15 protein-coding genes and 1 pseudogene are annotated in these 15,885 nt (G+C 63.5%); 6 read left to right on the plus strand and 10 right to left on the minus strand.

What is annotated here, in order from left to right; all coding sequences use genetic code 11:
• Window positions 1-66: 66 nt before the first annotated feature.
• Both RYH74_RS12005 and RYH74_RS12010 read right to left on the minus strand, forming a co-directional pair.
• On the minus strand, window positions 67-354 hold the full coding sequence (locus RYH74_RS12005) for a PsiF family protein (protein ID WP_003258250.1): 288 nt from the start codon (window positions 352-354) through the stop codon (window positions 67-69).
• A gap of 63 nt (window positions 355-417) precedes the next feature.
• Entirely contained in the window at window positions 418-1,206 is a 789-nt protein-coding gene (locus RYH74_RS12010) for an AraC family transcriptional regulator (RefSeq protein ID WP_025340807.1), read from the minus strand.
• Window positions 1,207-1,430: 224 nt separating this feature from the next.
• On the opposite strand from RYH74_RS12010, the gene RYH74_RS12015 reads away from it, so the two are divergent.
• Complete coding sequence (locus RYH74_RS12015; protein WP_075046511.1) at window positions 1,431-2,303, plus strand: DMT family transporter; 873 nt, start codon at window positions 1,431-1,433, stop codon at window positions 2,301-2,303.
• Here the strand turns inward: RYH74_RS12015 and RYH74_RS12020 are convergent.
• Window positions 2,300-3,190: an esterase/lipase family protein gene (locus tag RYH74_RS12020; RefSeq protein WP_085663552.1), complete on the minus strand. Its 891-nt coding sequence runs from the start codon at window positions 3,188-3,190 to the stop codon at window positions 2,300-2,302. The two genes, RYH74_RS12015 and RYH74_RS12020, sit on opposite strands and share 4 nt — an antisense overlap.
• Window positions 3,191-3,313: 123 nt before the next feature.
• Between RYH74_RS12020 and osmE the strand changes: the two genes are divergently transcribed.
• Together osmE and RYH74_RS12030 are read left to right on the plus strand one after the other, a co-directional pair.
• Window positions 3,314-3,655, plus strand: a complete 342-nt coding sequence (osmE, locus tag RYH74_RS12025) for an osmotically-inducible lipoprotein OsmE (protein WP_015271980.1) — start codon at window positions 3,314-3,316, stop codon at window positions 3,653-3,655.
• A 48-nt stretch (window positions 3,656-3,703) separates the two neighbouring features.
• Window positions 3,704-4,234, plus strand: coding sequence for a bacterioferritin (locus tag RYH74_RS12030; RefSeq protein ID WP_025340810.1), 531 nt, complete (start codon window positions 3,704-3,706; stop codon window positions 4,232-4,234).
• Between the two features lie 129 nt (window positions 4,235-4,363).
• Here the strand turns inward: RYH74_RS12030 and RYH74_RS12035 are convergent, their stop codons facing one another.
• Window positions 4,364-6,430 carry an AsmA family protein gene (locus tag RYH74_RS12035; RefSeq protein WP_317409448.1) on the minus strand — a complete coding sequence of 689 codons (2,067 nt, stop codon included), beginning with the start codon at window positions 6,428-6,430 and terminating at the stop codon, window positions 4,364-4,366.
• A gap of 341 nt (window positions 6,431-6,771) precedes the next feature.
• Between RYH74_RS12035 and RYH74_RS12040 the strand changes: the two are divergent.
• From RYH74_RS12040 to RYH74_RS12050, 3 genes and pseudogenes are all read left to right on the plus strand, one after another.
• A pseudogene (locus tag RYH74_RS12040) lies at window positions 6,772-6,987 on the plus strand (hypothetical protein); the annotation flags it as partial.
• Between the two features lie 134 nt (window positions 6,988-7,121).
• Entirely contained in the window at window positions 7,122-7,754 is a 633-nt protein-coding gene (fabR, locus tag RYH74_RS12045) for an HTH-type transcriptional repressor FabR (RefSeq protein WP_015271984.1), read from the plus strand.
• A gap of 174 nt (window positions 7,755-7,928) precedes the next feature.
• Window positions 7,929-9,026, plus strand: coding sequence for an AGE family epimerase/isomerase (locus RYH74_RS12050; RefSeq protein ID WP_317409449.1), 1,098 nt, complete (start codon window positions 7,929-7,931; stop codon window positions 9,024-9,026).
• A 98-nt stretch (window positions 9,027-9,124) separates the two neighbouring features.
• Here RYH74_RS12050 and RYH74_RS12055 read toward each other — a convergent pair whose 3' ends face one another.
• The 6 genes from RYH74_RS12055 to RYH74_RS12080 all read right to left on the minus strand — a co-directional run bounded on the left by RYH74_RS12055 (window position 9,125) and on the right by RYH74_RS12080 (window position 15,686).
• Window positions 9,125-9,892, minus strand: coding sequence for an SDR family oxidoreductase (locus tag RYH74_RS12055; RefSeq protein WP_075046516.1), 768 nt, complete (start codon window positions 9,890-9,892; stop codon window positions 9,125-9,127).
• Between the two features lie 696 nt (window positions 9,893-10,588).
• A complete protein-coding gene (locus RYH74_RS12060; RefSeq protein WP_015271986.1) occupies window positions 10,589-11,305 on the minus strand; it encodes an ABC transporter ATP-binding protein in 717 nt (238 codons plus the stop codon).
• Window positions 11,302-12,177 carry an ATP-binding cassette domain-containing protein gene (locus RYH74_RS12065; protein WP_025340815.1) on the minus strand — a complete coding sequence of 292 codons (876 nt, stop codon included), beginning with the start codon at window positions 12,175-12,177 and terminating at the stop codon, window positions 11,302-11,304. Before RYH74_RS12065 ends, RYH74_RS12060 begins: the two co-directional genes overlap by 4 nt.
• Window positions 12,174-13,475, minus strand: coding sequence for a high-affinity branched-chain amino acid ABC transporter permease LivM (gene livM, locus RYH74_RS12070; RefSeq protein ID WP_317409450.1), 1,302 nt, complete (start codon window positions 13,473-13,475; stop codon window positions 12,174-12,176). Before livM ends, RYH74_RS12065 begins: the two co-directional genes overlap by 4 nt.
• Window positions 13,476-13,477: 2 nt before the next feature.
• Window positions 13,478-14,392 carry an ABC transporter permease subunit gene (locus tag RYH74_RS12075; protein ID WP_317409451.1) on the minus strand — a complete coding sequence of 305 codons (915 nt, stop codon included), beginning with the start codon at window positions 14,390-14,392 and terminating at the stop codon, window positions 13,478-13,480.
• Window positions 14,393-14,549: 157 nt separating this feature from the next.
• The gene (locus RYH74_RS12080; RefSeq protein ID WP_015271988.1) at window positions 14,550-15,686 is read right to left on the minus strand and encodes a branched-chain amino acid ABC transporter substrate-binding protein; all 1,137 of its coding nucleotides are present in this window, start codon (window positions 15,684-15,686) and stop codon (window positions 14,550-14,552) included.
• Between the last annotated feature and the right edge of the window lie 199 nt (window positions 15,687-15,885).

Here is a 15,885-nt window from a genome sequence, read left to right on the forward strand (position 1 = left end):
CTCAACGGCAGACAACGGGAAAGACCCGCAGTCTGCCAGCCTTACGTCTGCAGGCATAGGCGCAGGTCATTTCTTCTTCAGGCAGTCGCTCATGAACGCTTTGCGCTCGTCACCCTTCAGGGCCTTGGTGGTGGCGTCGGCGTTGCAGGTTTTCATCTTTTCTTGCTGGGTTTGCGGCACATCCTTCTTCAGGCAGGTGCTCATGAAGGCTTTGCGCTCATCGCCCTTGAGGGCCTTGGCGGTGGCGTCGGCGTTGCAGGTTTTCATCTTTTCCTGCTGCGCGGTATTGGCGGCGAAGCCTTGGGCGCTGAACAACACCGCCAATACCAGTAAGGGGATTTGCAGCACTTTCATGGAGTAGTCTCCTTGGCTCCGCGCCCGATGCACGGGGGTCGAGCTGAGTGTAGCCAAGAATTCTCAACGCCCTGCCCGTGCCTGGCGGCGGTATTGCTCGGGCGTGCACTGGGCCTGGCGCTGGAACATGGCGATGAACGCCGAGGCGCTGCTGTAGCCCAGGTCGAAGGCGATGGCCTGGATCGGCTGGCCGGCCTCCAGCGCTTCGATGGCGCGCAGAAAGCGCAGGCGCAGGCGCCATTCGCCAAAACTGATGCCCAGTTCACGCAGGAACTGGCGGGCCAGGGTACGTTCGCTGACATGCACCTTGGCGGCCCAGTCGGCCAGCGGGCGGTTGTCGCCCGGCTCGGCACCGAGGGCATCGAGCACCTGGCGCAAGCCTTCGCTGTGGGCAAACGGCAGGTAGCAGGCCTGGGTGGGCGCCAGCAGCAGCTGGTCGAGCAGCACTTGCACCAGGCGCTGGTCGCGCTCGCCCTCGGCCACCCGCAGGTCGCGCCGGGCGAAGTCGGCGAGGATCGCCTTGAGGATGTCGCTGATCATCAGGCTGCACGGTTGCTGCGGCAGTGCGGCGCACAGGCTGCGGTCCAGGTAGACCGAACGGTAGACGATGGCCTGTGGGTTGTAGCAGCCATGCTCGGTGTCGGGCGGCACCCACACGGCGTATTGCGGCGGCGACAGGAAGTGCTGGCCGGCGACCTCCAGGTGCATCACGCCGTGGGCGGTGTAGTTGAGCTGGCCCCAGGCGTGGCGATGCAGGGCGCTGCGGGTGTCGGCACCGAACTCGTCGTGACGGAAGTACACCGGGGCCGGGAGCCGGGTGAACTGGGGAATGTCGAGGTATTTGCGCGGCATGCTGTCTGCTTTGCGGGGTGGGTTGTCTGGATAGGAGTATAGGCTTGTTTACAGACAGTTGATAATGGCTGCCATCGGGGCCTGCTGCGCAGGCCTTCGCGGGCTTGCCCGCTCCCACAGGGATATCACAGGCCTGAAAGCTGGCGCAGATCCTGTGGGAGCGGGCGAGCCCGCGAAGGGCTGCAAAGCAGCCCCAATCCAAGCCCCAACGAGTAACCTGCTACATGAACTACCTGTTCCCCCTGACCGCCATCCTGATATGGGCCGGCAACACCGTGGTCACCAAGATGTCCGCCGGCGCCATCCACCCCGCCGAGATCGGTTTCTACCGCTGGCTGCTGGCCGCGCTGTTGTTCACCCCGTTCCTGCTGCCCGCCGTGTGGCGCAATCGCGCGGCCATTCGCCCGCACCTGGGCAAGGTTTTCGTGCTGGGCGTGCTGGGCATGGCGCTGTACCAGAGCCTGGCCTACTTCGCCGCCGGCATCACCAGCGCCACCAACATGGGCATCATCCTCTCGCTGATGCCACTGATGTCACTGGCACTGTCCATCGCCTGGCTGGGCCAGCGCCTGAGCTACGGCGCCCTGCTGGGCGCGCTGGTGTCATTTTTCGGCGTGCTTGAAGTGGTCAGCGCCGGCCACCCCGCCAGCCTGTTGCAACAAGGCCTGAACAGCGGCGACCTGCTGATGCTGGTGGCCACACTGGCCTACGCGCTGTACAGCTTCCTGCTGAAGAAATGGCAGCTGCGCCTGCCGCCGATGCAGCTGCTGTACCTGCAGGTGCTGGTAGCCATCGTCGTGCTGCTGCCGCTGTTCGTGCTGTCGGACAAGACTGGCCTGAACAGCCGCAACATCGGCCTGGTGCTGTACGCCTGCGTGCTGGCCTCGATGATCGCGCCCCTGGTGTGGATGCAGGCCGTGCACCGCCTGGGGCCCAGCCGCACCACGCTGTTCTTCAACCTGCTGCCGCTGGTCACGGCACTGATCGCCGCCGTGGTGCTCGACGAGCAGCTGGCCCGCTATCACCTGGTCGGCGGCCTGCTGACCCTGGCGGGCGTGGTGCTGGCCGAGCGCTGGACCACACCGATCCGTCGTTAGAGCCCTGCCGCCTTGAGCCGGGCCGCATGTTCGGTGAACAGTCGCACCGGTTCGGCACCCTTGCCCACCGCACCAAGCGACTGGTTGACGATATCCAGGTGGTCGAGCGGGTAATCGTCGCCGATCACCTGCCCCAGGTGCGAACTGAAGCGCCCGACCATACCGTCGCAATGGCCCTTTTCCTTGACGAAACTGCGCGCGAACAGGCGGCAGAAGTGGCTGCTGCCGTCGAAACGGTTGCGCCGCTGGTCGGTCAGGCCGGGCTGCAGGGTGCCGGACCAGGAGTAATAGCGCACCCCATCGACCTCATAGGCCCCTTCCCCGCCCCAGGTGTCTGGCAACCCCTGTGGATAAGCCTGGTTGAAGAGCGCCACCCCGGCGCTGGTCAACGACTGGTGCGAGGCGTGTACATCCACCGGCAGCGGGTCGCGGCGCCAGCCGGTTTCCAGCCACACCAGCAGCACGGCCAAGCCATGCAGCACAGCCTTCAGGATGCGCCCCTGCGGGGAATCGCCCGGTGCCGTACGCTCCAGGTAGTCGGCCAGTTCCGAGCCATGGTTGGGCCCAGCCACCGAAGTGACCGAAGCCACCCGCCCAGGCCGCCTGGCAGCCGCGTAGCGCGCGCTCAGGGCACCCTGGCTGTGGCCGATGAGGTTGACCTTTTCCGCTCCGGTGCGCAGGCAGATGTCTTCGATGATGGCCAGCAACTGCTCGCCGCGCACCTCGCTGGAATGCAGTGGCGAAACCTGCACCGGGAACACCTGCGCCCCGCCCTTGCGCAGGGCCGGCACGATGCCGAACCAGTAGGGGTAGAGCACTACCCGGACAAAACCGAGCATGCCCGGCACCAGCACCAACGGGTATCGCGTGGCCAATTCCTGCTGCATTGCCCCAGCCCCTTTCCGTGGACGACCGGCCAACACTACAGCGGCCTTGATGACCATCGCAATCGAACTCCCGGCGCGCGCTGCGGTTCCAAACCACACATACCCTTTGCAAGGAGCGGGACCATGTACAAGCAGACCCTGGCAATCCTTCTGGCAAGCGCCACCCTCGCCGCCTGCGGCAGCCGCCCGGAAAACCCGGTGGACTACGTCACCTACCGCGACGAGCCGCTGGTCAAGCAGGTGGAAAAAGGCATGACCATGCAGAAAGTCATCGCCATCGGCGGCAGCCCGTCCAACGTGATCGACCTCCCCCATGGCGGCACCTGCAACGACTACATCCTCAACCACGATGGCCACCAGCAGCCCTACTACGTGCGCTTCGACGCCACCGGCCATGTCGACGCCAAGGGCTTCAAGACTTGCAAACAACGCGAAGAAGACAGCGACGCCGTCCACGGCGCCTGAGTCTTCCAGGCCATATCCATGACCACCCTGATGTTCCAGGAGATGAACATGAATGCGACTGAACTGACCGATGTGCAAACCCTGCGCGAACGTGCCCGCCAGCATGTCGAGCAAGGTGCGGTGACCGAGGGTTACGATGCTGATCGCCAACAGATCCTGCGCCTGCTCAATGATTCACTGGCCACCGAACTGGTCTGCGTGCTGCGCTACAAGCGTCACTACTTCATGGCCAGCGGCATCAAGGCCAGCGTGGCTGCCGATGAATTCCTCGAGCATGCCAACCAGGAAGCCGAGCACGCCGACAAGCTTGCCGAACGGATCGTGCAGTTAGGTGGAGAGCCGGATTTCAACCCGGACAACCTGAGCAAGCGGTCTCATGCCCAATATGTGGCGGGCACTTCATTGAAGGAGATGGTGCTGGAAGACCTGGTGGCGGAGCGGATCGCCATCGATAGCTATCGCGAGATCATTCGATACATTGGGGATAAAGATCCGACTACGCGGCGGATTTTTGAAGACATCCTCGCGCAGGAAGAAGAGCACGCGGACGATATGTCCGACCTGTTGCAAGGCTTGTAATTGCTGGGGGCGCTTTGCGCCCCATTCGCCGGCAAGCCAGCTCCCACAGGTATTGCACGAGCCTTGAGGTCTGTGGAGTCCCCTGTGGGAGCTGGCTTGCCGGCGATTGGGCTGCGAAGCGGCCCCCTGCTATTTCCTCTCTTTCACCACCGCCGGCGCCTTGCCCGCCTTCATCTGCTGCAACAGCGGCGTGCACTGGTTGGGATCATCCCCGCTGCTAGGCGCAATCAGCGCCAGCAACCCCGCCGCCGGCCCGGCAACCACACCCAACGCCACCATCCCCGCCCCGCGCAACGCCAGCGGCACCGCCTGCACACCGGCACTGGGCTTGGCGAAGGGCCCGCGCACATACAGCGGCGAGCGCAGCGAGAACAGCCGCAGTCCTTTCGATTCAGGGGTAATTTTCAGGTCAAGCTGCTCCGTAGCGAAATTGGCCGTGCCGTTGATGTAGATGATCGCGTTCTCGGTATCGAAGATGAACAGGCGCGTGGTCGCCAGGCCATCCTTGATACCCACGTCAGCCGCCGCGCAGTTGATCTTCACATCCTCATCGCCAAACAGCTTGCCGACCACATAGTTGCCCACGTTCAACCCGGCAATCTCCATCAGGCTGCGGCTGATGGCGCCATCGTTGATCAACATGCGCAGGTCGCCATTGGCCGTGCCCAGCAAGGCGGCCACCGAGTTGCCCCGGCCGGTGATATCGGCATCGCCATTCAACTCACCGAAGCTGGTCTGCATAGGCGCAAAGGAGGGGAACAACTGCTTGAGCTTGAAGCCGCGCGCCGTCAGCCGGGCACGCCCCTGCAACGGTACGTTGCGGCCATCCAGGCGGATCCTGGAAGCCAGGTTGCCGCCAGCCACGCCAAAACGCAGGGGCTCCAGGCGCAGCAGGCCGTCCTCCAGTATCACGTGGGCCGACAGGTCGTTGAACGGCAGTTGCGCGCTGTGCACGATGCGCTTGCCGGCGAAGGTGACGTCGGCGTCCATCGCGCGCCAGCGCTCGGTGCGGAACTCTTCCACTGGCAGCACCTTGCCCGCCGGCTGTTTGCTGGCACCCCCGCGGGCCTTCTGCTCGGCGTTGGAGTCGGCGCCGATCAGCGGCGCCAGGTCCTTGAACAGCAACTGGTTGGACACCAGGTTGCCGGACAGCTTGGGCCGTGGCTGGCTGGCAACGAAGGCCAGGTCGCCGTGGATATCGCTGTCACCGATCTTGCCGTTGAAGCCCTGGTAGTTGAAGGTCGCCCCTTGCTCCGCGTGCAGGTTGGCGCTGAGGTGGCCGTCGGTGGAATAGGCCGGGGTGTCGGGCAGGGTTACGCCGGTCAGCGGGTAGAGGTTGCCCAGGCTGGCCCCGGTCAGGCGCAGGCGCAGGTCGAGGGCGCCGAGGTTGCGCGGGTCGGTCAGGGTGCCGGCGAGCACCACATGGGTGTCGGCGATGCGCACGTCAGCCTGCAGCGGGAACGGCTGGCTGGCGTCCTGCAGGGCCAGCAGGCCGCCGATCTTGCCAGTACCGGAGACCGGCTGGCCTTTGTAGCGGCCCTGGGCCTTGAGCCCGAAGGCGTAGTCCTGCGCGGCACCGGCCTTCTCGGCGCTGGCCTTGCCGACGATGTCGCTGAACGGGACAGGCTTGCCCAGCGGGTCGATCTGCACCTTCATGCTGGTTTTCAGGGTTTGGTCATCGAAGCTGACATTGCCCTGGTCGAAGCCGATGGCGCCAATGTCCAGCTGCCATTTGGAAGGCTCTGCGTTTTCATCCTTGGGGCCGAAGTCGAAGGCCCAGTTGGCGCGGCCATCGGCCAGGCGGGTAAGGCTGGCTGTGGGCTTGGTCAGGTCGATGCGCGGGATGCTGATCTGCTGGAACAGCAGCGGCAGCGGCGCCAGGCGGAACGCCACGCGCTCCAGGCCGACCATCTTCGGTTCCTTGAGCCACTCGGGGTTGCCCAGGGTCAGGTCTTCGGCAATGAAGTGCGGCCAGGGCACCCAGGCACGCCAGCCCCCCTCTTCTGGTTCGGTGCGCCAGTCCACGGCAAGGTTGCCATTGATCGCGAAGGGCCGCTGCAGGGCCTCGGAGACTTTCTCGTTGAGCAGGGGCTTGACGCGGTTCCAGTCGAAGGTGGCGATCACCACCACCAGGATCGCCAGCAGGGTCAGCAGGCTGGTGAAGGTCCAGAGGAGGATTCTGGCGGGACGCGTCATTGCGTGATTCTCCTTGCGGTATGGCACAGAACAGGTGCAGCGGTGGCACTCAATATCTCGGACTGATGAAAACCCGTGGGGTTTTATCGATGGCGCCATGATAGCGAAGTTTTTCCTGGCCTTTTGCTCAGCAATTCGTCGCGCCAGGCCATGCGTGTTACCCACAATCATCGCCATCAAATTGCCACCTTTCGGCCTGGAAAGTGCTGTCTAGAGCAGCTTGCAACCTCTATCAATACGGTCGATTGTTACCATTACCCGTATGAACTTCTCTCTGGCGTTACCCGGCGTAGCATTGGCTCCGTACCCACTTTCCAGCCCCCGAGAGGAGCACCGAAATCATGAAACGCCATCTGCTGACCCTGACCCTGTCCATCCTGGCCGCCAACGCTTTTGCCCTGCCAGCCGACGAGCAACACCTGACCGCCGAATCGCGCTCCAGCGCTGCCGAAATCGCCCAGCCGCTGAAAACCGTTGCCGAAGGTGGTGCTGATCGCCTGATCGAACGTAGTGGCCGTGTTGCCGAAGGTGGCTCGGATCGCCTGGTTGAACTCAGCCGTGTGAGCTGATCACCATGGCCGAAAAGAACAACCTCTGTCACAACGCTTGCTCCCCTCCAGGCCCGGTCCATTGACCGGGCTTTGTTTTTTTAACTAGAGTGCCCAGCCTTACCGCCACAGAAGCCCGCACCATGCTGCCGCGCGCCGAACAGAAGCTACAGACCCGCCAGGCCCTGCTCGATGCCGCCTGCCAGCTCATGGAGAGTGGCCGTGGTTTCGGCAGTATCAGCCTGCGCGAAGTGGCGAAGACGGCCGGCATCGTACCCACCGGCTTCTACCGGCATTTTTCCGACATGGACGCCCTGGGCCTGGCCCTGGTTGCCGAGGTCGACACTACCTTCCGCCAGACCATCCGCCTGGTGCGCCAGAACGAATTCGAACTGGGCGGCATCACCGACGCCTCGGTGCGCATCTTTCTCGATGTGGTCGCCGCCCACCGTGCGCAGTTCCTGTTCCTCGCCCGTGAGCAGTACGGCGGTTCGCAGGCCGTACGCCAGGCCATTGCCCGCCTGCGCCAGGACATCAGCGACGACTTGGCCACCGACCTGGCGCGGATGAAGCGCTGGCAGCACCTGGACAGCGCCGCGCTGGCGGTGATGGCCGACCTGGTGGTGAAAACCGTGTTCGCCACCCTGCCAGAGCTTATCGACAGCCCCGAAGCGGGTTATCCACAGGCGTTGACGCCGCAGGAAAAGATCACCCAGCAGTTGCGCTTCATCTTCGTGGGGGCGCGGCATTGGCAGGGGTTGGGCAACCCGGGCTGATCGGTAGCCTGTACTGGCCCTATCGCCGGCAAGCCGGCTCCCACAGGATCACCACAGGCCCGCGCAATGTGAAGTACCTGTGGGAGCTGGCTTGCCGGCGATAGGGCCGGCACAGGCTACCCACAACCCAGTTCTGCTACCATGGCGCCCTGCCCGACAGCGACGAGCGCCGAAATGTCCGACCCCCGCCCCACCCTGCCCGAACTGGCCCGCTTCAATCAGCACTTCGCCGAACGCATCGTGCCGTTGTGGCAAGGCCCGGGCTGGAACGCCGACATGGCCCTGCCCTACGAGGCACTGGACGCCCAGCACCAGCCATTGCCGGTGCAGCGCTACCGGGCCATGGCCTGCGCGCGTCAGCTGTACCTGTTCAGCAGCCGCATCGGGCAACCGGGCGCAGCCGAGCGTGCGGCCGCCTTGTTCCGCTCGCTGCAGAAGCACTTCCACGACGCCGAACACGGCGGCTGGTTCTACAGCATCGACGCCCAGGGCAAACCGCTGGACCGGCGCAAGGACCTCTACACCCACGCCTTCATCGTCTTCGCCTGTGCACATTACTGGGGCAAGGTGCGTGAAAACCTGGTGGAGTCCACGCTGAACGCCGCGCTGGACATCATCGACCAGCAGTTCGCCCGCGACGATGGCTTGTACGAAGCCAGCCTCGCTGAAGACTGGGCCGACCTTGGCAGCGGCCCGCTGCAGAACCCGCAGATGCACCTGGCCGAAGCCTTCCTGCAGGTGCTGGCGGTGCGTGACGACGAGCATGCCCGGCAGTCGTTGCTGCACCTGTGCGCGGCGCTGCAGGAACACTTCATCGACCCCGCCCACGGCCTGATGCTGGAAAAGCCACGCGGCACTGTGGATAACTGGTTCGAGCCGGGGCACCAGTTCGAGTGGTTCTACCTGCTGCATACCTCGCCACTGCTGCGTGATACGCCGCTGCATGCGTCCATCGACCGGGCTTTCGGCTACGCCGAGCAATACGGGGTGAAGGACACCGCGGTACTGGCGATGCTGGATGTGGATGGCCAGGTGCTCGACGCCACCCAGCGGATCTGGGCACAGGCGGAATACCTGCGGGCGCTGGTGTTGCGGGCGGGGGGCGAGGCGAAGCTGGCCGGGCAGTTGCAGGCGCTGGAAGCGCGGTTCTTGCGTGAGGCGGGCTGGTATGAGTGCCGGGATGGGCAAGGTAGTGTCAGCCGGCATGATATGCCTTCTACTACGCCCTATCATTTGGCGACTTGCCTGGAAGGGTTGCAGCGCCTGAGCTGACGCATTCGCGGGTGAACCCGCTCCCACAGGGATAGCGCCTGCTCCGAAACCGGTGCGGTACCTGTGGGAGCGGGTTTACCCGCGAAGAGGCCCTCGGATCAGCCTTTGACCGATCGGTCGATCGAGAACCCTGCCCAGTCCTGGCTCACCGGCATCAGCTCGAGGCTGTTGATGTTGATATGCGCCGGCTGGTTGAGGATCCAGAAGATGGTTTCGGCAATGTCCTGCGGCTGGATCGGCTCGGCACCGGCATAGGTGGCGTCGTATTTGGCCTGGTCACCGCCGAAGCGCACCAGCGAGAACTCGCTCTCGCACAAGCCCGGCTCGATGTTGCTCACGCGCACGCCCGTACCCCGCAGGTCGCAGCGCAGGCTCAACGAGAACTGGCCGACGAAGGCCTTGGTGCCGCCGTACACGTTGCTGCCCGGGTACGGGTAGTTGCCCGCCACCGAACCTACGTTGAGGATCGACGCCCCACGGCCATGGGCGATCAGCCGTGGCAGCAGCAGGCGGGTGGTATACATCAGGCCCTTGATGTTGGTGTCGACCATGGTTTCCCAGTCGTCCAGGCTGCAGTTCTGCGCCGCGTCCACACCCAGCGCCAGGCCTGCGTTGTTGACCAGGCCGCGCAGCTTGTCGAAGCCGGCCGGCAGGCTGGCGATGGCCTGCTCCATGGCCTTGCGGTCACGCACGTCGAGCACCAGGCCGTGTACTTCGGTCTTGGCCGACAGTTCGGCGCACAGGGCGTCCAGGCGCTCCTTGCGGCGGCCAGTGAGCACCAGCTTCCAGCCGGCTTCGGCGAAGCGGCGGGCAGTGGCCTCGCCGAAACCGGAAGTCGCGCCAGTGATGAATACGGTGGACGTCATGCTCTGTTCCTCACGGTGGATTGTCATCGGCAGGCTTGCAGCATGCCCGCGCCGGGCGCTTGCAGCAACCCGCCCGGGGCACTGTTCATTTTTTGATCATATGCGGCAAACCCTTGCAGCAGAGGGCTCGGCACCAGCTATGCGCATGTTATCCACAAGGCTTTCCCCACGGATTGGGGGCAACTTGTCCACGGTGCGGAACCCTTTCAGCGACTTGTGGTCGGTGGATATCTTTTCGGTGATGGCGCAAGGCTTTCAAGCATGCCGTCTGCAGCGGTCTGTCCAAGGTTTTTTCACAGGGTTATCCACAGGCTTTGCGGGAGCCTTGGAATGAATGCAGGGCTTTGAAAAGCCTGGGAAAATCATCCACAAGGTGCCTGTGATCAAAAAATGATCATGAAGCTGCAGGGCTTGGTATCAAAGGGCTTGAGCGAGATGCCACCATGTTTTCCACAGGCGGTTCCACATTATCCGTGGAAAAGATCGGGCCTGTGGAAACAAGGGCTTGGGATGGGGTGGCGATGCGTGAACGGAGAGGTGTGGTAGAAGTTGTCCACATCCAGAATGGGGCTGCTTTGCAGCCCTTTCGCCGGCAAGCCAGCTCCCACAGGGACCACACAGGCCCTGAGGGCAGCGCAGTACCTGTGGGAGCTGGCTTGCCGGCGAAAGGGCCGCAAAGCGGCCCCCGCATGCAACTCAATGCCCGCCGAGATAGGCGTTACGCACTTCCTCGTTGACCAACAGCTCCTGCCCCGTGCCGCTCATGCGAATCTGCCCGTTGACCATCACATAAGCCCGGTCCGACAGTTTCAGCGCATGGTTGGCGTTCTGCTCCACCAGGAAGATGGTCATCCCGGTCTTGGCCAGCTCACGCAGGGTCGAGAAGATCTGTTTGACCACGATCGGCGCCAGCCCCAGCGATGGCTCATCCAGCAACAACAACTTTGGCCGGCTCATCAGCGCGCGGGCAATGGCCAGCATCTGCTGCTCGCCACCGGACATGGTCATGGCCCTCTGGTTACGCCGCTCTTTCAGGCGCGGGAACAGCTCGTACATGCGCTGCATGTCTTCGTCGGCATGCTTGTCACCGATGGGGATGGTACCCATCATCAGGTTCTCCTCGACGGTCATGTCGGGGAACACACGGCGCCCCTCCGGCGACTGGGCGATGCCGTTGGAAGCGATGTAGTGCGACGACTTGCGAGTGATGTCGGTGCCGCGGTACACGATATGCCCCGACGCCGCCCGCGGCTGGCCGAAGATCGACATCAGCAGGGTCGACTTGCCAGCACCGTTGGCGCCGATCAGGCTGACCGTCTCGCCCTCGTTGATGTGCATCGAGACCTTTTTCAGCGCCTGGATCGGGCCGTAGAACACGTCCAGATCCTTCAGTTCGAGAATGGGTGCACTCATACCAGTTCCTCTTCATCGGCACCCAGGTAGGCGGCGATCACCGTCGGGTTGTGGCGGATATCCTGCGGCGCGCCTTCGGCAATCACGTTGCCGTGGTCGAGCACCACGATATGGTCGGAAATGCTCATGACCATGCCCATGTCGTGTTCGATCAGCACCACGGTGATGTCGTGCTCGTCGCGCAGCACGCGGATCATGCGGCTGAGAGCCTCGGTTTCCTGTGGGTTCAGGCCAGCCGCCGGTTCGTCCAGGCAGATGATCTTCGGCCGCGTGCACATGGCCCGGGCGATTTCCAGGCGGCGCTGCTGGCCGTACGACAACTCGCCAGCCAGGCGGTTGGCGCAATCGACCAGGTCGACCACCTCCAGCCAGTAGAACGCGTGGTCCAGTGCGTCACTCTCGGCCTTGCGGTAGGCCTTGGTGTTGAGCACCCCGGCCAGCAGGTTGCGGTTGACCCACATGTGCTGGGCCACCAGCAGGTTCTCCACCACCGACATTTCCTTGAACAGGCGAATGTTCTGGAAGGTGCGTGCCAGGCCGGCGCGGTTGACCAGATGGGTACCGCCGAACATCTTGTAGTACATGCGGTTGGCAAAGCGCGCCGGCGAGACGAAGTCCGCCACCTGGAAGCGCTCGCCGAGCAGCTGGATGACATTGGTGTGGCTGCCGCGCACGTTCAGCTCGATGCGCCCGCCACTGGCCTTGTAGAACCCGGTCAGGCAGTTGAACACGGTGGTCTTGCCCGCACCGTTGGGGCCGATCAGGGCGAAGATCTGGTTGCGCCGGACCTTCAGGCTGACATCGCTGAGCGCCTTGATGCCACCGAACTGCATCATCAGGTTGTCGACCGAGAGAATGATATCGTCGCTCATGGCGCCACTCCTTTACGCGGGGTCACACCGGTACGGCTGATGCGGATCAGCCCACGCGGTCGCCAGATCATCATCAGCACCATCAGCACACCGAACAGCAGCACGCGGTATTCGGAGAAGCTGCGCAGCAGCTCGGGCGCCACGGTCAGCACGAAGGCTGCGATCACCACACCCACGGTCGAGCCCATGCCACCAAGCACGACGATGGCGAGGATCAGCGCCGACTCGAAGAAGGTGAACGACGACGGGTTGACGAAGCCCTGGTAGGTGGCAAAGAACACCCCGGCCAGGCCAGCGGTGGAGGCACCCAGGGTAAACGCCGAAAGCTTGACCAGCACGTGGTTCAGGCCCATCGAGCGGCAGGCGATCTCGTCTTCGCGTAGCGCTTCCCAGGCACGGCCGACCGGCATGCGGGTCAGGCGTTGCTTGATGTACAGCACGGCCAGCACAACGATGAACAGCACCGCGTAGATGAACACGAACTTGAGGTTGGCGTTGTATTCGAAGCCGAAGAACTCGTGGATCGGTACCCCGCCGTCCTTGGCCCGGCGGCCGAACTCCAGGCCGAAGAAGGTGGGTGCCGGTGCCGGCATGCCGTTCGGGCCGCCGGTGAACGACAACCAGTTGTTCAGCACCAGGCGGATGATCTCGCCGAAGCCCAGGGTCACGATCGCCAGGTAGTCGCCGTGCATCCGCAGCACCGGGAAGCCGAGTATGCACCCCGCCAGCGCCGCGGCGATGGCCGCCAGTGGCAGCACGCTCCAGAAGCCCAGGCCAAGGTACTGGTAACCCAGCGCCAGGCCGTACGCACCGATGGCATAGAACGCCACGTAGCCCAGGTCGAGCAGGCCGGCCAGGCCAACCACGATGTTCAGGCCCAGGCCCAGCAGCACGTAGATCAGGCCGAGGATGACCACGGTCAGCAGGTACTTGTTGGCGAAGATCGGGAAGACGATGGCAATCACCACCAGCGCAGGGATGATATAGCGCAGCCGCGATACGTAGTCCGGCGCGCGCACATGCACGCCCGAGCCACCGCTTTCGAAGCCCTGGAGCATGCGCGAGCCGGCGGCCGTCTGCAGGTACAGGCTGAGCAGGAAGCGCCCCAGCATCACCCCGCCGACCAGCCAGGCCACACGCCGCGGCTCGGCATTGAAGGTGTAGCCGTCGAGCACCACGCCGACCACAGGGCCAAATACGATGAGTGCCAGCAGGCCGGCGACGATGGTCTCCAGCAGGCTGCGTTTGATGTCGAAACTTCTGGTTTCAGTAACGGAGGCAGTTTTGGCAATGGACATGTTCACACCTTAGCCACGAGCGGGCGACCCAGCAGGCCTTGTGGGCGGAAGATAAGGATCATCACCAGCAGCGAGAAGCTGAACACGTCCTTGTAGTCGGAGTTGATCAGGCCAGAGAACAGCGACTCGGAAATACCCAGGATGATCCCGCCGAGCATGGCGCCAGGCAGCGAGCCGATACCGCCGAGCACCGCGGCGGTGAACGCCTTGATGCCGATGATGAAGCCGGCGTAGAAGTCGAAGGTGCCGTAGTTCATGGTGATCAGCACGCCGGCCAGGGCGGCCATCACCGCACCGATGACGAACACGTAGGAGATCACCCGGTCGGTGTTGATGCCCAGGATCGAGGCCATCTTGCGGTCTTGCTGGGTAGCACGGCACATGCGGCCGAGCTTGGTGTACTTGATCACGTAGGTGAGCAGGCCCATGCCAACGAAGGCTGCCACCAGAATGAAGATCTTGGTGTAGGTCAGTTGCACGAAGCCGGTACCCACGTCGACACGCCAGGCACCTTCCAGCAGGGTTGGCACGCCTTGCTGGCGGGCGCCCTGGCTGATCTGCGCGTAGTTCTGCAGGATCAGCGAGATGCCGATGGCACTGATCAGCGGCGCCAGGCGGGTGGAGTTGCGCAGGGGTTTGTAGGCGATGCGTTCGATGGTGAAGCCGTACACACCGGTGACGACGATGGTGAACAACAGGGTGCCCAGCATCAACAGGGGGAACGACTCGATACCGAAATAAGCCAGCAATGCCAGGCTGATCGCCGCGAGGTACGCGGAAATCATATACACCTCGCCGTGCGCGAAGTTGATCATGCCGATGATGCCATAGACCATTGTGTAGCCGATGGCGATCAGGCCATAGACCGACCCGAGGGTCAGGCCGTTGACCAGTTGCTGCAGGAAAATACCATCCATAACGCAATCTCACCTGATTGAGATTGCACGAGCGCCGACCACGGCGGGCCTGGGACAAGGCGGCCCTCGCAGCGCAGTACTGTGCAGATCTACGGATAAAGACAGGTACCGCGGGGCTTTGGCCCGGGGGCTGACGCGCCCGGGCCGTGGGCCGTTGTTATTTTTGTTTTTCCAGCTGGTGGTACTTGCCTTGGGCATCCCACTGGTAGACCACATAGTCGGACACAGTCAGGTCACCCTTCGAGTCCCACTTTTTCTCGCCCATGACGGTCTGCACCGGGTTGGCCTTGAGCCACTTGGCAGCGTCTTCGCCCTTGTTCGACTTGGCGCCGTTGAACGCGGCAGCCAGGGCCTGCAGCGAGGCGTAGGCGTACAGGGTGTAGCCTTCAGGTTCGGTACCGGCCTTGCGGAACTCCTCCACCACCGCCTTGCTGTCCGGCAGCAGGCGCGGGTCGGCGCCGAAGGTCATGTACACACCATCGACGTACTGCGCGCCGCCGGCGGTGGACACCAGTTCGTCGGTGACGATGCCGTCATCGGACATGAACTTGACGTCCTTCAGGCCCTGCTCGCGCAGCTGGCGTACCAGCGGGCCGGCTTCCGGGTGCAGGCCGCCGAAGTAGACCACGTCGGCACCGGTGGAACGGATCTTGGTGACGACGGCGCTGAAGTCCTTCTCGCCGCGGGTCAGGCCTTCGTACAGCACCGGCTTGACGCCGCGTTTCTCCAGCTGTGCCTTGGTCGCGTCGGCCAGGCCCTGGCCGTAGGTGTCCTTGTCGTGCAGCACCGCGACTTTCTTGCCCTTGAGCACGTCGACGATGTAATCGCCGGCGACGATGCCCTGCTGGTCGTCACGGCCGCACATGCGGAACATGGCGCCCAGGCCGCGCTCGGTGACTTGTGGGTTGGTGGAGCCAGGGGTGATGGCGATGACGCCAGCCTCGTCATACACCTCGGAGGCCGGGATGGTGTTGGAGGAACAGAAGTGGCCGACCACGCCGATCACCTTGTCCTGGTCGACCAGACGGTTGGCCACGGCCACGGCCTGCTTCGGCTCGCAGGCGTCATCGCCCTTGACCAGCACGATTTTCTCGCCGTTCACGCCACCGGCGGCGTTGATCTTGTCGGCCGCTGCCTGCGCACCTTTCATGTACTGCTCGCCAAACGCTGCGTTAGCCCCGGTCATCGGGCCCGCTACACCGATCTTGACGTCGGCCTGAACATACGAAGAAACACCCAGTGCCGTAGCTACGGCCAGAGCCAGGAAACCTTTCTTGTAAAACGTCTGCGACATGAGGTGGTGCTCCTAGAGTTTTTTTTGGTTGGCACTACAACTTCTCAGCCCTGTGCTCCGAGCAAGGGCCGTGCCATAGGTTTTGTCTTCCGGGAAAACACACTGTGCAGGTTGCCGGCAGGCGACCGACGGCCTTTTCTTTATTGAGCGTGCAACCGTCTGCCACGCGGCAGGCGCCACCACACGTACAGACAAGGAG

Origin of the sequence: Pseudomonas sp. LSJ-87 (genome assembly GCF_032971465.1) — a bacterium.
In the GTDB taxonomy this organism is placed as follows: Bacteria; Pseudomonadota; Gammaproteobacteria; order Pseudomonadales; family Pseudomonadaceae; genus Aquipseudomonas; species Aquipseudomonas putida_Z.

Excerpts from the sequence above, each read along its gene's own strand:
- RYH74_RS12065 (WP_025340815.1), bottom strand. The coding sequence starts at position 12,177 with ATGAGCGACGATATCATTCTCTCGGTCGACAACCTGATGATGCAGTTC.
- RYH74_RS12030 (WP_025340810.1), top strand. The coding sequence starts at position 3,704 with ATGAATGCGACTGAACTGACCGATGTGCAAACCCTGCGCGAACGTGCC.
- RYH74_RS12035 (WP_317409448.1), bottom strand. The coding sequence starts at position 6,430 with ATGACGCGTCCCGCCAGAATCCTCCTCTGGACCTTCACCAGCCTGCTG.
- osmE (WP_015271980.1), top strand. The coding sequence starts at position 3,314 with ATGTACAAGCAGACCCTGGCAATCCTTCTGGCAAGCGCCACCCTCGCC.
- RYH74_RS12020 (WP_085663552.1), bottom strand. The coding sequence starts at position 3,190 with ATGCAGCAGGAATTGGCCACGCGATACCCGTTGGTGCTGGTGCCGGGC.
- RYH74_RS12050 (WP_317409449.1), top strand. The coding sequence starts at position 7,929 with ATGTCCGACCCCCGCCCCACCCTGCCCGAACTGGCCCGCTTCAATCAG.
- RYH74_RS12010 (WP_025340807.1), bottom strand. The coding sequence starts at position 1,206 with ATGCCGCGCAAATACCTCGACATTCCCCAGTTCACCCGGCTCCCGGCC.
- RYH74_RS12005 (WP_003258250.1), bottom strand. The coding sequence starts at position 354 with ATGAAAGTGCTGCAAATCCCCTTACTGGTATTGGCGGTGTTGTTCAGC.
- RYH74_RS12080 (WP_015271988.1), bottom strand. The coding sequence starts at position 15,686 with ATGTCGCAGACGTTTTACAAGAAAGGTTTCCTGGCTCTGGCCGTAGCT.
- RYH74_RS12060 (WP_015271986.1), bottom strand. The coding sequence starts at position 11,305 with ATGAGTGCACCCATTCTCGAACTGAAGGATCTGGACGTGTTCTACGGC.
- livM (WP_317409450.1), bottom strand. The coding sequence starts at position 13,475 with ATGTCCATTGCCAAAACTGCCTCCGTTACTGAAACCAGAAGTTTCGAC.
- RYH74_RS12015 (WP_075046511.1), top strand. The coding sequence starts at position 1,431 with ATGAACTACCTGTTCCCCCTGACCGCCATCCTGATATGGGCCGGCAAC.
- RYH74_RS12055 (WP_075046516.1), bottom strand. The coding sequence starts at position 9,892 with ATGACGTCCACCGTATTCATCACTGGCGCGACTTCCGGTTTCGGCGAG.
- RYH74_RS12075 (WP_317409451.1), bottom strand. The coding sequence starts at position 14,392 with ATGGATGGTATTTTCCTGCAGCAACTGGTCAACGGCCTGACCCTCGGG.
- fabR (WP_015271984.1), top strand. The coding sequence starts at position 7,122 with ATGCTGCCGCGCGCCGAACAGAAGCTACAGACCCGCCAGGCCCTGCTC.